Genomic DNA, 15364 nt, shown 5'->3' on the forward strand with positions numbered 1-15364 from the left:
GTTCGGTGATCCCTATAAAATAAGCTCAAACTTGGTTATTTCAAGGGGAAAAAGATATTTGTGATGTTAAAAATTTATCCATTAACCGATCAGGTAATAGACGTTTCATAAAGGCAATAGCGTAAGTTAATAGTGTTACTGGGTAGCGAATTTTAGGCTTGGGACTCTCTAATGCATGGAGTAGTCGTTTGACAACGTGTTCTGGCGTTAATGCAAGCCTTGCAGCGATAGTTGGATTTTCAACCGGATTATCTTTGTTGGTTTGATCGACGTTGTCAGTAAAACGTGTCTTAATTGGGCCAGGTTCGATAATACAAACTTTTATACCCGAGCCTTTTAGTTCAAGACGAAGTGCATCTGACCAAGCCTCTAAGGCATGTTTACTGGCCGCGTAGGCTCCACGACCAGCAGAAGAGACAATTCCTAACACAGAGCTGGTCTGAATGATACGCCCTTCGTTATATGGTAGCATGGCCGGTAGCAATAGAGTGGTGAGCTGATGGATACTAAAAAAATTAGTGGAAAACTGCTGCTCTAGTTGTTGTCGACTGATGGTATTCAGTGAGCCATAGACACCATAGCCGGCATTGTTAAATAAGGCATATAATCGGCCATTAGCTAATTCGATAACTTGTTGGGCTGCTTGTTTTACACTTTCTGCATTATCCATATCAATTTTAATCGGTTCAAAGCCTAGTGTTTTCATGGTAATTAAATCGGCTTCTTTACGACAACCCGCTAATATTCGATAACCTTTGGTTAGCAAAATTTTGGCAGCGCATAATCCAATACTACTTGAGGTTCCGGTAATAAAAATCACTCTTTTCATAGTTTTTGATCTCAATAAAATTATCATTCTACGTATTAGTATTGATTCTTAATGCCAACAGATAAAGCGCTAAATAAGTAAAATAAGTCTGTTTTTAATTACAATTTGTAATTTTGAGGTAATCGCTGTACTGGCGGTTTCATGAATAATGTTAGTGATAAAATGATGAAAACAGGAATAGTAATAATTAAAAATGCCGGAGTAAAACTCGCTGTATAATCTTTTATTATTCCGCCGAAGAATGGGGCAAAGCAGGCGCAAGTAGAGAGTAAGTTCATGACAGAAAAAAGCTCCAGGTATGGATCTCGACCAAAATAATTAGCCAGTAAAACACTTGAGGCTAGAAAGGTCATGCCATAACCGACTCCAACACCAATAGTAAATAAGATTAGCCACAGCCAGGTTGTGGCAAAACTGAGGGCAATAAGTCCACAAATAATAATTATTAGACTGATTATTAATAATTTTTTTGGCTCTAGCTGCTCGCCGACTGCACCGCCAGCCAGGCGAGAGAAGGCGTTGATAAACGCCATTGCACTTAAGGAACCTGCGGCAATTGTTTCGCTAAAACCTTGTTCTATAATGTGGGCAACGGCAAAGCTATTAACGGTAATACCGCACCAAAGAAAGGCGGTATAGCTAGCGGCAATGATATAAAATTGCCAGGTGCGTAGGGCACCACTGGCAGTCCATATTTCTTTCGTTTTGTAAATTGTTTCTGAAGAGTGTTGTGTCAATTTGTCAGCGATCGTTTTGGCATGTGAAATTTCACGTTGGCCTTCGCGTAAGGTTAATAGTGTAATAAAAACAACAATTACCAAACAAAGCGCTGAAATGACCCAGTGTATGCGCCATGAACCCCAGACACGTGTTGCCAGGAAATAGATCCAAGGGCCTACCACACCGCCTAAGCCACCAATAGTGAAGTAGAAGCCAAAAGCGAGTGATTGTTTTTCAAACAATCGCGAAATAACATAAGTACCTGGTACCGTTGCTAAAAAAGTAAAGCCAATGCCTAACAAGGCAGTACCAGAAAAGTAATCAAATAAACTGGCGGTAGAATAGAGGCAATAAAAGCCAAGGATAAAAATAGTAAGGCCGAATAATAATGTTATTCGAAGACCCAGTTTACGGATCATTAAGGTGGGTAGATAGCTTGATAAACCACAGGTTAATCCTAATATTGTGAACCCCAGTCCTGCTTCTGCCCAGTTCCAATTGAATTCATTAATCATGCTAGGTAGTACGACACCTAGAGAAGTGAAAGTGGTGGCTGTTGATAAGAAGTAAATTAATCCCAATAAAACTAACATATACCATGGGTAAATAGGACCAAATATTTGTTGTTGTGCAGGCATTATGACTCCTAAGCAGACAACTATTGCATGAAAACAGTAAGCTTAACAATAAACTGGCTTATTCAACATGGTAGTTGTTTTTATTTTCACTCATCGTGTCGTGGGGAATGCATTAATTTTGTGTTTAGCCATCCAATACTATCGTTATATTCACTAGGAAGTAAGGTTTTTATTGTATTTAATGAGTTTTTTATCGCTTGCCGATTGTTACTACACAAATTTAGATGGCCTACTTTGCGCGCTGGACGGACGTCTTTTTCATACCAATGTAGGTGAACTAAAGGTAATGACAACCATGCAGGATTTAATGCTGTACCTATCAAATTAATCATGACTGCCGTAGTGTCTATATTAGGGGTAGGAATTGGTAAATTTGAAATGGCTCGCAGATGGAGTTCAAATTGACTAATAGATGCGCCATTTTGCGTCCAGTGACCGCTATTATGAACACGTGGCGCTAATTCGTTAATTAGCAGTTTATCATTTAAAATAAAACATTCCATTGCCATAACACCCACATAATTTAATTTTGTCATAATGGTCGACAGCATCAATTCTGCCTGAGTTTGCAATTTTTTATCTGGCTGAGGAAAAGCGATACTTGCCCGTAGTATGCCCTCTTGAGGCAGATTGTATGTTAGCGGGTAAAAAACACATTGGCCATTTATATTACGTGCACCGACGAGTGAAACTTCTCCTAAAAAAGGAATGGCTTTTTCAACAATTGCTTGGCCATAAATCTCAGCTGGCAGTATTGATAGGTTATCCGGTGTGATACGCCATTGTCCACGGCTGTCATAACCACCAGTACGACATTTAACAATAACAAAATCGCCTAACTCGGTAAATAATTGTGGCCATTGTGTTTGATTGGTAAGAGGTTGCCAGGGAGCCGTCGTTAAGGCTAAAGAATCTAGCAATTGCTTTTGTGGCAACCGGTCGGCCAGTTGCGGAAAGATATCGCGATTAATAAAGCTAGCTTGGCAAGCTAATTCACATGTAAGCGGCGTTTCGGGCCAGCGCTCAATTTCGGCTGTTATGATGCTGTGTTGATAGGAGATAGTTTCTAATTTATCATCGATACCGATAGGATAGACACTAATACCTAACGGCTCTCCTGCTTGGCGTAACATGCGGCCTAACTGGCCATTACCAAGGACGCAAATCGATTTCATTCCACCTCCCGTGGATCGCGATTGCTTAAGACGTCATTAGTTTGTTTTAAACGCCAGATTGATAAACTCTCATAAAGTTCATTATCTGTACCAGCAAGAAATTGGGCTGCCAGTAATGCTGCATTGGCTGCCCCAGCTTTACCAATTGCGAAGGTAGCCACCGGAATGCCCTTTGGCATTTGAACAATCGAATAAAGGCTATCAATACCATTAAGTGTCGCTGTTACAACGGGAACGCCAAAAACAGGAACTAACGTTTTAGCTGCTAGCATACCGGGTAAATGTGCGGCTCCACCAGCACCGGCAATGATAATTTGCAATCCTTTTTCTTTTGCTTGTTCAGCAAAGGTGAAGAGTTTATCTGGCGTGCGATGAGCAGAAACAATTTCTACTTGATAGGGTAGTTCTAGTTCATTAAGTATATCGGCTGCATATTTCATCGTGCTCCAGTCGCTTTTGGAGCCCATTACTATGGCAATTTTGGCGTTAGAATGTGATGGTTTCTGTGCATCAAATTGAGCGATCATTAATTTGTTGCTCCTGGATTTAAGTCATTTATTGATGGCAAATTAAGAGAGATCATATCATGGCCGATAAAGAAGGAAAACGTTTGCCTAAATTTTTCATCACAGGATTAAGCTGAGATGGGAAATGTTAATAAAAAGGGAAATGAAGCAGCTCGATAGTTTTAGGCGTTATTTTGATCACTGAACCATTTTGATCCCAGGCACCTAACACCGCTCGGTGTAATATTTTACCATTAACATTAATTTCGTGGATAGCAGGTCGATGCGTATGGCCGTGGATCATCCAATCGACTTGATATTTTCGAAATTTTTCAATTACTGTTTGTTCATTAACATCGGTAATATACTCTGGCTTAAGTCGGGTGGCAGATTGGCTATTCTTACGCATTCTTTCAGCGATGCGGTGGCGGGTAGATAATGGAAGCGCTAGAAATAGCCGTTGCAACCAGCGATTATATACTCGTTTTCGATAACGCTGATAGGAAATATCATCAGTACAAAGTGTATCACCGTGTAAAATGAGGATATTATGGCCATGTAGCGTTAATACTTTCTCTGCTGGTAATAAAATCATGCCACTTTCTTTAGCAAATTTCTTACCCAGTAAAAAATCACGATTACCATGAATAAAGTAGCAGGGAACACCTTTACTTTGCAGTTCCTTAAGTTCTTGCGCTATAGCTTCATGTAGCAGGCTGGGATCATCATCACCGATCCAATAATCAAAAAAATCACCTAAAATATACAAAGCCTTAGCTTGGCTCGCCTGTTCGCGTAAGAAATGTAGAAAACCGGCAGTGATAGCCGGCTCTTTTTCACTTAAATGTAAGTCAGCAATAAATAAGATTGCCATAGTTTATAATTATTCGTTAACCGTTATGCGTTTGATGATAACATCTTCAACTGGTACATCTTGATGTAAGCCACTACGACCTGTTTCGACTCCTTTAATTTTATCAACAATATCCATTCCTTCAACTACTTCGCCAAAAACACAGTAACCCCAGCCATTTTGCTGTTCTGAACGGAAATTTAGAAAGTCGTTGTCGACAACATTAATAAAGAATTGTGCTGTGGCTGAATGTGGATCATTGGTTCTAGCCATAGCGAGCGTACCACGGTTATTTTTTAATCCGTTATTCGCTTCATTTTTGATTGGATCCTTGGTCGTTTTTTGCTGCATTCCGGGTTCAAAACCTCCACCTTGGATCATAAATCCATTAATAACGCGATGAAAAATCGTGTTATCGTAAAATCCATCACGACAATAGTTTAAAAAATTTTTTACCGTTATGGGCGATTTCTCATCAAAAGTTTTAATGACAATATCGCCTAAATTGGTGTGAAAAGTTACCATAATCACTATCCTGATAAATCGTTATAAGTAATGTAAAAATCAAAAAGCAAAGTAATCAATTTAAAGTAGATCAACTATTTTATACCATATTGGGCTAATTGCGTCAGTATTTGTGGAATATTGAATAATTTCCTTGCGCCTTGTAGTTGCATAACTCAGAATATAGGGCTCCAATAGTTGTGTTTATTGGTAGCAATGGCCTCTTGCATAATCTTGTAATTAAAATAAACCATTTACCGCATGTACCGGCTGATGATGGAAAAAGTCTCAATGTTAAAAATTTATAATACACTAAGTCGTCAAAAAGAAGAGTTTAGACCAATTACCCCAGGCAAAATTGGCATGTACGTGTGTGGTGTTACTATTTATGATTTATGTCATATTGGTCATGGCAGAACTTTTGTCGCTTTTGATGTGATTAGCCGTTATTTGCGTTATCTTGGTTATGACCTGACTTATGTGCGTAATATTACTGATGTGGATGATAAGATCATCAAACGGGCAGCTGAAAATAATGAAACATGCGACGCTTTGACATCACGCATGTTGGCTGAAATGTATAAGGATTTTGATGCGTTAAATATTTTGCGCCCCGATTTTGAACCAAGAGCAACTGACCATATTAAAGAAATTATTGATTTGACTGCGCGCCTAATTGAGCGTGGCCATGCTTATATTGCAGACAATGGTGATGTCATGTTCGCTATTAATAGAGATCCTGATTATGGACTATTATCCCGCCAAGATCTCGAGCAATTACAAGCTGGAGCGCGGGTTGAAGTCACGGATGCCAAGCGTAACCCATTAGATTTTGTGCTATGGAAAATGTCTAAACCGAATGAGCCCAGTTGGTCTTCTCCTTGGGGAGATGGGCGACCAGGTTGGCATATAGAGTGTTCAGCCATGAATGGTAAACAACTGGGTGAACATTTTGATATCCATGGTGGTGGGGCAGATTTGATGTTTCCTCATCATGAAAATGAAATAGCTCAATCATCCTGTGCCCATAATGGCCCCTATGTAAACTATTGGATGCATACTGGAATGGTTATGGTAGATCGGGAGAAAATGTCAAAATCATTAAATAATTTCTTTACCATTCGTGATGTATTGACACATTATGATGCCGAAACAGTGCGTTATTTCTTATTATCAGGGCATTATCGTAGTCAATTAAATTATACCGAAGAAAATTTAAAGCAGGCTCGCACCGCACTTGAGCGTCTGTATACCGCTTTACGAGATACTGATACTAATAATTTTATATCTACTGATAATGAAATATTTAAGCGGCGTTTTATGCAAGCAATGAACGATGATTTTAATACGCCGGAGGCTTATTCAGTTCTATTTGATTTGGCAAGAGAAATTAATCGACTGAAAGTCGATGATATGGCAATGGCGAATAGATTAGCAGTACAATTACGCCAATTAGCCAATATCTTGGGGTTATTAACACAGGATCCTGAACAATTCTTACAAAGTAGAGCACAAGTTTCTCACAGTGCTGACATAGAAAAAATTGAGGCATTAATTAAGCAACGTAATGATGCACGCGAAAACAAATTATGGGCGCAGGCTGATTCAGCGCGTGATGAACTGACTAAAATGGGCATTATATTAGAGGATAGTTCGCAAGGAACCGTATGGCGTCGTAAGTAAAAAACAGGTTCAAATTTTAGTCTATATATGGTTGTTAGCTTGATTGTTTTTAGCTAAGTTTTGGTTTGTTGTGTAAATAGCGTGGTTAAACGGAATGTTTCTTTATAGGATTTATTTCATCAGTAAACTATAAATCAATTCAGCCACCATGAGATCGCCAGCGCCGGCTGTACCAGTAATTTTACAAGCCGGCAGTTTTGCCAACTATATTCCTCTATTATTAATCCATATAGGCTCCTCTTTACCTAATGATATTATTATGTGATTAATACACTCTTTTGTGATCGTAAGGCTGTTTGTTGAATATCCAGTAAAGCTGCAAGTGAATGATCAGCCCATATTCCAGTTGGTATCGATTCTAATTTATTTACACTGGTACTTAAGAGATTCTTTAAGTTTGGTAACTTATAAGCTTAATTTATTATTAATGTGTTAAAAACAAATATTGCTTTGATAATTCGTCATGTTTTCATTAATAAGTGAATTTGATTGAGCGTGAATTATTTCTAAATAGCCTCATGTTTTGCCAAAGCTTTTCCTGTTAATACGACATTACCTTTATTTTTCTATTTTCATTATGTTTAAAGCTTCGGAGGTTGAAACAAATCGGCAATCATTACATAAATAATCAATATATAATTTACCATTTAAATGATCTATTTGATGCTGAATAAGCCTAGCCAAAAATCCTTTTGCGTGAACACTTATTTTCTTATCTTCTAGTGTATAAGCCTCATAATGTATTTCATTATAGCGATAAACTTCGTCGATCTTATTTGGTACACGAGTTTCGCAATCTCCAAAAAAGAAGTATAAATTTAAAAACAAGAAAAAATCAGGGTGTTCATATTTTGTCGGGTTATCCATGTATTAAAGATATCTATAAAACATTCTTACAAGTAAGCAGTTTAAGATACTCTGGTTTAGCGTTATCAGAAGTAAGCCCACCGCCTTTATCTCATGACACTGTTAGCCGATGGCTAAAAAGTAGATGTTTTAGACCTAAAGACCTATGGCGATTAGTTGAACCTTCTATAGACAAAAAAAGCCCTTGCGTACTAATTGCCGATGATACATTGATTGCCAAAACACGTAGTAAAAAAATAGAGATGGTCCATTATCAATATTCAGGTAATGAACATGATGTTATTGCTGGCATAGGTTTAGTTAATTTGCTTTGGCATGATCTGGCGAAGGTTGAATCAATTCCTATCAATTATCTTATTTATGATAAAGATTCTGATGGAAAAACAAAAAACACGCACTTTTCCGAAATGCTCACTCTTGCTAAAAAAAGAGGGATCATGCCAGAAGCCGTAGTGATGGATGCTTGGTATTCTAGCCTGGATAACCTGAAATCAATTCGCTCTCATGGTTGGATCTGGGTAACCACGCTGAGGAAAAATAGGATTGTTAACCATAACAAACAACTGAACAAGTTAGACATCTTAGAAGAAGGAACGTCAATACACTTGCGAGGATATGGTTCGGTAACCGTTTTCAAATTTACAGCCAAAAACGGCCGTATTGATTACATAGTAACAAACAAAGAGAATCCCACCCGTCAATACGTCAAATCTATCATGGATGCCCGTTGGTCTGTTGAAGTTTATCATCGAGAAGTTAAACAAAACTGTGGTATTGAACGCTGTCAGGCTCGCACGAGCCGAGCGCAAAGAAATCATATTTTTCTCGCTATTTCTGCGTGGTTTGAACAACATGAACGTCGTATATCTGAAAAAATAACCCTTTATCAACAAAATTGGGACGTAATCAAAAGTGCTATTACTGAGCAAATCCGTGTTTTATTAGCGTACCCAAATTAGTTTTGTGCGAAACTCGTGTGGTACTGAAAAACAACCTTCCCAATCTTTAATTTGACAGGCATTTAATATAGGGGTATAAACCGGATTTATTAGTATCGTCGGTGATAAAGTATCATAAACATATTTACGTTTTTCTTTTGCCTCTGGAGGTATCTGAATAATTACGATTTTAAATGGATAACCAATTTGAGGTGCGGCTAAACCGGCTGGTTTTCCTAAAGGACTTTTTAAATTATGGAAAAATTTTTGCAAAGTAGAAATAAATTTTTTTTGCTTGCTATTTAGCGGGAATACTACAGATGTTGCTGACTTGAGTAATATATTATGATCGTCTTCTTCAATAGTAACTAATCGTACTGTATCTTTCATATTATTACCTTTATTACTATTTGTTAATGCATAACAGAAACCGATTTTATAAAGGAATAGTAGAATCACATACAAAAATATTTTCTTCATAATTGCTAATATTCTTTTAGTTTATATAGGTGTCATGCAGAATATTGATTGACATTTGAATTGAATAATCATGCGTATTTTTTACTTTTCATTATGTGTTTTAAGCGATATTTTATAATGAAATCGAAAATATCGCTCAATATCAAGATAATTTATTTATCTGACAACTATGTTTTTTAGCGGTGGAATAAAGCCGTAATCAAACTGTTTGACGACAAAAGTTCTATTACCAACAATTTTAATTTGCACAGTCGGTGCTTCGGTGCCACCGATACGAAACTTGTCACCACGACCAGGAACGTTATCGATGAATGAAGTGACAAGACCGTTAGGCATAACATAATGTGAGTAAGTCTGAAACGGTTGGGAAGATGGATTGCCTAACACTAAACCAGAACCGTTAAGTGGTGTATAAGGGCCGAATAATGAATCGCTGACAAAACCATAAACACCATCTGGGCCTTTCAAACCATCGGTATAAGTGTATTGATGACTAATGGTAAAAAGATAATATTTACCATCTTTAAATACAAAATGTGGACGCTCTGTTTGATCATTTACACCTACGGCGGTGAGCAATGGAGGAAGTATTCCCCAATTATTTCCCGTGCTGTCTCTTGCCACTGCAAAACCAATACAACCAACTTGATACTTAGCGCCGCCCACATCCTCACCTGGCGGCACATTGCCCATATCAGCGCTAGAAATAATATGAGAGCCTCTATCACCGGCAACATTACCCTCAAAGACGATATAAAGATTGCCATCATTGGGATCAATGAAAGGGCAAGGATCGCGGAAATTCCAATACTCATTCTGTTCTTCTGTCTGATAATAAACGCCATCGGCAGAGAAAAGCGGGATAACCTTGTCAAAGCCACTTAGTTTTACACTATTATTGTCAGTTTGCACTTTACCACTAACTTTAGCGATAGTTGCGCCAGGTGTAACACAGGTATAATAAAGATCAATGTCACCGTTATCATTTAGTAAAATAGGAGTACCGGCCCACTCACGTTCTGTTGGTGATACGCCATCATTCATTACTCGGCCACCGTATTGCCAACTCTTACTATTTCTGGCGTACCAAAAGCACATGCGGGCTCGGCCATGTCGATCATTCCAGTCTTTAACAATATCGTAATTACCATTTTTGTCTTTAAATCGGTCGGGTTGTTTCACTGCCGTGAGAGTAAAAATAATCGACCAACCATCCACTGATACAATATTGCCTTCAAGATCTCGTAATGGCATGGTATCCCAGATAAACAACTTTTCACTCATAACGGGGAAGTCAATATTGACCTTGGGTTGCGTTGTTGTTGGATCATCGAAATGAACCTTAAGTGCATCAGCTCGCGTCCAACAACTAGTAATAACTCTGTCTCTTAGTATGTCCATGATTTAAGTTAATCTCCTTATCTTTATAGGACACGAGTTTCGCACAAAACTAATTTGGGTACGCTAATAAAACACGGCTTTGCTCAGTAATAGCACTTTTGATTACGTCCCAATTTTGTTGATAAAGGGTTATTTTTTCAGATATACGACGTTTATGTTGTTCAAACCACGCAGAAATAGCGAGAAAAATATGATTTCTTTGCGCTCGGCTCGTGCGAGCCTGACAGCGTTCAATACCACAGTTTTGTTTAACTTCTCGATGATAAACTTCAACAGACCAACGGGCATCCATGATAGATTTGAGGTATTGACGGGTGGGATTCTCTTTGTTTGTTACTATGTAATCAATACGGCCTTTTTTGGCTGTAAATTTGAAAACGGTTACCCAACCATATCCTCGCAAGTGTATTGACGTTCCTTCTTCTGAGATGTCTAACTTGTTCAGTTGTTTGTTATGGTTAACAATCCTATTTTTCCTCAGCGTGTTTACACAGATCCAACCATGAGAGCGAATTGATTTCAGGTTATCCAGGCTAGAATACCAAGCATCCATCACTACGGCTTCTGGCATGATCCCTCTTTTTTTAGCAAGAGTGAGCATTTCGGAAAAGTGCGTGTTTTTTGTTTTTCCATCAGAATCTTTATCATAAATACGATAATTGATAGGAATTGATTCAACCTTCGTCAGATCATGCCAAAGCAAATTAACTAAACCCATGCCAGCAATAACCTCATGTTCATTACCTGAATATTGATAATGGACCATCTCTATTTTTTTACTACGTGTTTTGGCAATCAATGTATCATCGGCAATTAGTACGCAAGGGCTTTTTTTGTCTATAGAAGGTTCAACTAATCGCCATAGGTCTTTAGGTCTAAAACATCTACTTTTTAGCCATCGGCTAACAGTGTCATGAGATAAAGGCGATGGGCTTACTTCTGATAACGCTAAACCAGAGTATCTCACGAGTTTCGCACCAATAAAAAAACGCTCTATTTTTAAGTTTAATTCAGCATAATATGTAAATAGATAAAACCTTATAAATTAAATATAACTTATTGTAAATTAAGTGAATTTATGCATTTCAGTAACTTGCAGATTAATCATTACTTTTAAGCCATTTCTAGAATTTTATAGGCCTGTGCGAAACTCGTGTATCTTAAACTGCTTACTTGTAAGAATGTTTTATAGATATCTTTAATACATGGATAACCCGACAAAATATGAACACCCTGATTTTTTCTTGTTTTTAAATTTATACTTCTTTTTTTGGAGATTGCGAAACTCGTGTAGGAGTCTTTAATCTAACAATAAAAAAACAAATTTTTAACGTTAAAAAAATCTGTCGTCAACCACACAACAAAAAGGATAAAAGGACGCGTTGCGGCTTAAAAAAGAAAAGCGAGTGGTGATCTAGGTAGTGGTAAATATATTGAAATATCAAATAATCAACAAAAAATAACAAAAAAGAGATGGTTGTTGCTATCTAACCTTGGTATAACGAGTTGATGTTCCATTTTCAATGGATATTGATTTAAATAGCGCTAGTACTGAAGTACAAGGTAGAGATTTATAACGAAAACAGATCATTTTACCTCTATATAAATTACTCAATCTTAAGTTTTAGGAGGTGTATATGATGCGTTGCCCTGTTTGTAAAAATACCGCTCATACTAGAACGAGCCGTTACTTAACTAACAAAACTAAGGAATCTTATTATCAATGTCAAAATATAAGATGTTCTTGTACCTTTAAAACATTAGAAAGTTTAGCCAGAATAATTTCTGCTCCAGAGACAGAAGAAAATTTTACTATTGTTACCTGATAAGAATAATATTATAAAATATTCACTCATTAGCTTTAAAAGCTGTAAATCATTACTTAAAAATGAGTAAAAATTAAGCAGAAGATTAGCCCCCGTTATAAGGGGCATTGTTAAATATTTTTTTATAATTGATGATTACTCTTTAACTATTACGCTGTTATTAATTAAAGTGACAATATTATTTTTGCTAATTTTACAGCGTTTACGGGTTTCAATTTCACCATCAACTTTTACATCACCTTGGGCGATAAGTGCTTTGGCTGCGGCGCCGCTATCCACCCAACCTTGTAATTTCAATAAATCACATAATTTAATATAAGGCTGCCCATTTGATGAAAGGTTTCCATTTTATCGCTTACTGGTTAGTATTTTGAATATCATGATATTCTTCACAAGCTTGTAAGGTATTTTGCATAAGTGTTGCCACTGTCATTGGGCCAACGCCACCAGGCACAGGAGTGATCCAGCTAGCGCGTTGTTGTGCTTCTTGATAGCAGACATCGCCAGTAACTGTGCCATTTTCAAGCCGATTAATTCCCACATCCATAATAATGGTACCCGGTTTTATCCATTCACCGGGAATAAAATTTGGTTTACCAACAGCGACAACTAATAAATCAGCCTGCTCTATATGTTGACGTAAATTAGTAGTAAAGCGGTGGGTGACAGTAGTTGTACAACCAGCAAGTAACAATTCCAGGCTCATTGGGCGACCTACGATATTTGAAGCACCAACAATAACTGCATTTAAACCAAGTAGATTAATTTGGTAGCGCTCAAGTAAGGTAATAATGCCGCGAGGTGTACAAGGGCGTAGTCTTGGGGCTCGTTGGCAAAGACGGCCTATGTTATAAGGATGAAAACCGTCAACATCTTTGTCTGGATGTATATGTTCTAGTATCTTGATATAGTCAATAGTTTTGGGCAGTGGTAATTGAACCAGGATGCCATCAATTGCCTTGTCATTATTAAGTTGATCAATTAATTGTAAAAGTTCAGACTCAGTGGTTTTTTCCGCTAAATCATATGAGCGAGAAATAAAACCAACCGCTTCACAAGTACGACGTTTACTGTTTACGTAGATCTGTGAAGCCGGATCATTACCGACTAGAATGACTGCAAGTCCGGGAGCTCGCTTGCCTAGTGAAAGTCTCAATTTAACTTTTTCGGCAATTTCCTGTTTGATTGTTTCGGAAATCATTTTTCCGTCAATAATTTTTGCTGACATTTATTTCATTAATCCATAAAAACATTGTGATACTGCTATTTTGTCAGAAGAAAGCGATGCTGTCAGTTTTATTAGTAGTCAGAAAATGAGCAGATAGATAATTTGTCATTGAAAAGACGTTGACTCAGTGCTCAGCAACCGTATAATCCAACGGCATTATTTTATTATTGAATAAGCATTTTTCTAAGCGCCCTTAGCTCAGCTGGATAGAGCAACGGCCTTCTAAGCCGTAGGTCGTAGGTTCGAGTCCTACAGGGCGCGCCAATAAAATCAATAGGTTACGATTTATTTAGTCTTTCATTGAATAACCCTTGTGTCGTATTTGTGTCGTTATCTGTAAAAACAGCATCAATTTTACGTGCGTGTTCAGTAAGATGATTAGGCGCTAAGTGAGCGTATCGTCTGACCATCTCTATACTTTCCCATCCACCCATTTCTTGTAAAGCTGAAAGTGGAACACCAGATTGAATTAACCAGCTTGCCCAAGTATGCCTTAGATCATGAAAGCGGAAATCGTCAATACCCGCTTTTTTAAGGCCAGCATACCAAGCATTGTTGTCATCAACGCGCATTTTACGCACAGCTGGAGTTAATGTTCCATCTGGACGACATTTTGCTGTTGTATGTACAAATACCCAACGATGATGTTTGCCTATCTGAGCACCAAGTACTTTACATGCGGTGTCATTTAAAGCAATACCTATAGCTTTCCCCGCTTTTGCATTTTCAGGATGAATCCATGCAACTTTTCTTTGTATATCAATTTGTGTCCATTCTAGATCAAGGATGTTAGATCGGCGTAATCCAGTCGATAAAGCAAATATGACGATAGGCTTAATGCTTTCAGGCATACATTCAACAAGCCTGTTGGCTTCTTCTTTTGTTAACCATCTGATTCGTTTGCTTGCCGGTTTTTTAGCTTTAATAACTGGAGCTGATTTCATCCATCCCCAATCATTTGCTGCTGCTCTAAGTAAAGAACGCATAAAAGATAAGTATTGACTTTTAGTTGCTTGGCTAATTGGAATTGGCGTATAAGCTGGGGTTTCCTTACCTTTTCTAATAGCTGCATCCTTTTTAGCCTCCCATATTTGGTAATGTTTCCGATTTTTCATCTCAGAAACAATGCTATTAACTTCCTCTGCTGTTATTGTGGAAATATCCCGACCTGCAAAATGCTGAAGAAAAAACGCTATTTTAGTTTTATCGTCATCAAGCGATCGTTTATGTTCTTTTTCTTTTATCCAACGTATGCAGCATTCTTCAAATGCCCTTATAGGAAGATCTTGTAATTTATCAATCCTCCATGCTTCAGACTTTATCTTATCGTATAGCTCCTTTGCTTGTTTTTTGTCCTTCGTTCCAAGAGAGCGTCTAATTCTTTTACCTGACGGTGTGAAGAAATGACAGTGCCATATTCCGTTTCGTTGGGTGATTGACATGATAAGTTACCTTTTATATCACCCGCGTTCGCTCGTATAGTTTCATGCGGGACTGATAAATATGCAAGACATGCTTCTCCAGTTGTACGATACTTATTACCTATTTTACGGCCAGATAATTGTCCTGAAGCAATTAACTTATGGATTGTTCTTGGTGAAACCTGGAGAAAATCTGCCGCCTGTTCAGCTGTTAAGATTTTTTTATATTCAATGCTCATATTGCATGCTCTTATTTGATGGGTATATCATTCAAAACTCACACTATTCTCAGGCG

17 protein-coding genes and 1 tRNA gene are annotated in these 15364 nt (G+C 37.7%); 4 read left to right on the forward strand and 14 right to left on the reverse strand.

Going from position 1 to position 15364, the window contains the following annotated elements:
• Positions 1 to 40: 40 nt before the first annotated feature.
• The 6 genes from V3224_RS09030 to ppiB all read right to left on the reverse strand — a co-directional run bounded on the left by V3224_RS09030 (position 41) and on the right by ppiB (position 5246).
• A complete protein-coding gene (locus V3224_RS09030) occupies positions 41 to 829 on the reverse strand; it encodes an SDR family oxidoreductase (RefSeq protein WP_334470005.1) in 789 nt (262 codons plus the stop codon).
• A gap of 98 nt (positions 830 to 927) precedes the next feature.
• Positions 928 to 2187 (reverse strand): MFS transporter, encoded by a 1260-nt coding sequence (locus tag V3224_RS09035; RefSeq protein ID WP_334470007.1) that lies wholly within the window; start codon positions 2185 to 2187, stop codon positions 928 to 930.
• A gap of 86 nt (positions 2188 to 2273) precedes the next feature.
• Complete coding sequence (purK, locus tag V3224_RS09040; RefSeq protein WP_334470009.1) at positions 2274 to 3362, reverse strand: 5-(carboxyamino)imidazole ribonucleotide synthase; 1089 nt, start codon at positions 3360 to 3362, stop codon at positions 2274 to 2276.
• Positions 3359 to 3889: a 5-(carboxyamino)imidazole ribonucleotide mutase gene (purE, locus tag V3224_RS09045; RefSeq protein ID WP_334470011.1), complete on the reverse strand. Its 531-nt coding sequence runs from the start codon at positions 3887 to 3889 to the stop codon at positions 3359 to 3361. Before purE ends, purK begins: the two co-directional genes overlap by 4 nt.
• Positions 3890 to 4016: 127 nt before the next feature.
• Complete coding sequence (gene lpxH / locus V3224_RS09050) at positions 4017 to 4742, reverse strand: UDP-2,3-diacylglucosamine diphosphatase (RefSeq protein WP_032115160.1); 726 nt, start codon at positions 4740 to 4742, stop codon at positions 4017 to 4019.
• A 9-nt stretch (positions 4743 to 4751) separates the two neighbouring features.
• On the reverse strand, positions 4752 to 5246 hold the full coding sequence (ppiB, locus tag V3224_RS09055; RefSeq protein ID WP_032115161.1) for a peptidylprolyl isomerase B: 495 nt from the start codon (positions 5244 to 5246) through the stop codon (positions 4752 to 4754).
• A gap of 270 nt (positions 5247 to 5516) precedes the next feature.
• Between ppiB and cysS the strand changes: the two genes are divergently transcribed.
• The gene (gene cysS, locus V3224_RS09060) at positions 5517 to 6908 is read left to right on the forward strand and encodes a cysteine--tRNA ligase (protein WP_334470014.1); all 1392 of its coding nucleotides are present in this window, start codon (positions 5517 to 5519) and stop codon (positions 6906 to 6908) included.
• Positions 6909 to 7466: 558 nt separating this feature from the next.
• Here the strand turns inward: cysS and V3224_RS09065 are convergent.
• Complete coding sequence (locus V3224_RS09065) at positions 7467 to 7775, reverse strand: peptide deformylase (RefSeq protein ID WP_334470016.1); 309 nt, start codon at positions 7773 to 7775, stop codon at positions 7467 to 7469.
• Here V3224_RS09065 and V3224_RS09070 point away from each other — a divergent pair.
• Positions 7760 to 8734, forward strand: a complete 975-nt coding sequence (locus V3224_RS09070; RefSeq protein ID WP_334470018.1) for an IS701 family transposase — start codon at positions 7760 to 7762, stop codon at positions 8732 to 8734. The two genes, V3224_RS09065 and V3224_RS09070, sit on opposite strands and share 16 nt — an antisense overlap.
• Here V3224_RS09070 and V3224_RS09075 read toward each other — a convergent pair.
• The 3 genes from V3224_RS09075 to V3224_RS09085 form a co-directional block, all read right to left on the reverse strand.
• Positions 8717 to 9103 carry a peptide deformylase gene (locus V3224_RS09075; RefSeq protein WP_334470020.1) on the reverse strand — a complete coding sequence of 129 codons (387 nt, stop codon included), beginning with the start codon at positions 9101 to 9103 and terminating at the stop codon, positions 8717 to 8719. The two genes, V3224_RS09070 and V3224_RS09075, sit on opposite strands and share 18 nt — an antisense overlap.
• A 246-nt stretch (positions 9104 to 9349) precedes the next feature.
• On the reverse strand, positions 9350 to 10594 hold the full coding sequence (locus tag V3224_RS09080) for a glycoside hydrolase family 68 protein (RefSeq protein WP_334470022.1): 1245 nt from the start codon (positions 10592 to 10594) through the stop codon (positions 9350 to 9352).
• A gap of 49 nt (positions 10595 to 10643) precedes the next feature.
• On the reverse strand, positions 10644 to 11591 hold the full coding sequence (locus V3224_RS09085; RefSeq protein WP_442890178.1) for an IS701 family transposase: 948 nt from the start codon (positions 11589 to 11591) through the stop codon (positions 10644 to 10646).
• Between the two features lie 640 nt (positions 11592 to 12231).
• Between V3224_RS09085 and V3224_RS09090 the strand changes: the two genes are divergently transcribed.
• Positions 12232 to 12420: an ogr/Delta-like zinc finger family protein gene (locus V3224_RS09090; RefSeq protein WP_072012855.1), complete on the forward strand. Its 189-nt coding sequence runs from the start codon at positions 12232 to 12234 to the stop codon at positions 12418 to 12420.
• A gap of 135 nt (positions 12421 to 12555) precedes the next feature.
• Here the strand turns inward: V3224_RS09090 and V3224_RS09095 are convergent, their stop codons facing one another.
• Both V3224_RS09095 and folD read right to left on the reverse strand, forming a co-directional pair.
• Positions 12556 to 12717 carry an RNA-binding S4 domain-containing protein gene (locus V3224_RS09095; protein WP_442890098.1) on the reverse strand — a complete coding sequence of 54 codons (162 nt, stop codon included), beginning with the start codon at positions 12715 to 12717 and terminating at the stop codon, positions 12556 to 12558.
• Between the two features lie 58 nt (positions 12718 to 12775).
• Complete coding sequence (folD, locus tag V3224_RS09100) at positions 12776 to 13648, reverse strand: bifunctional methylenetetrahydrofolate dehydrogenase/methenyltetrahydrofolate cyclohydrolase FolD (protein WP_334470027.1); 873 nt, start codon at positions 13646 to 13648, stop codon at positions 12776 to 12778.
• A 187-nt stretch (positions 13649 to 13835) separates the two neighbouring features.
• On the opposite strand from folD, the gene V3224_RS09105 reads away from it, so the two are divergent.
• Positions 13836 to 13912 (forward strand) — tRNA-Arg (locus tag V3224_RS09105).
• A gap of 14 nt (positions 13913 to 13926) precedes the next feature.
• Here the strand turns inward: V3224_RS09105 and V3224_RS09110 are convergent.
• Both V3224_RS09110 and V3224_RS09115 read right to left on the reverse strand, forming a co-directional pair.
• A complete protein-coding gene (locus V3224_RS09110) occupies positions 13927 to 15084 on the reverse strand; it encodes a tyrosine-type recombinase/integrase (RefSeq protein WP_334470359.1) in 1158 nt (385 codons plus the stop codon).
• The gene (locus V3224_RS09115) at positions 14967 to 15308 is read right to left on the reverse strand and encodes a helix-turn-helix domain-containing protein (protein ID WP_334470029.1); all 342 of its coding nucleotides are present in this window, start codon (positions 15306 to 15308) and stop codon (positions 14967 to 14969) included. Before V3224_RS09115 ends, V3224_RS09110 begins: the two co-directional genes overlap by 118 nt.
• Between the last annotated feature and the right edge of the window lie 56 nt (positions 15309 to 15364).

The sequence above is a fragment of the Arsenophonus sp. PmNCSU2021_1 genome, from assembly GCF_036919435.1.
GTDB classification, from domain to species: domain Bacteria; phylum Pseudomonadota; class Gammaproteobacteria; order Enterobacterales; family Enterobacteriaceae; genus Arsenophonus; species Arsenophonus nilaparvatae.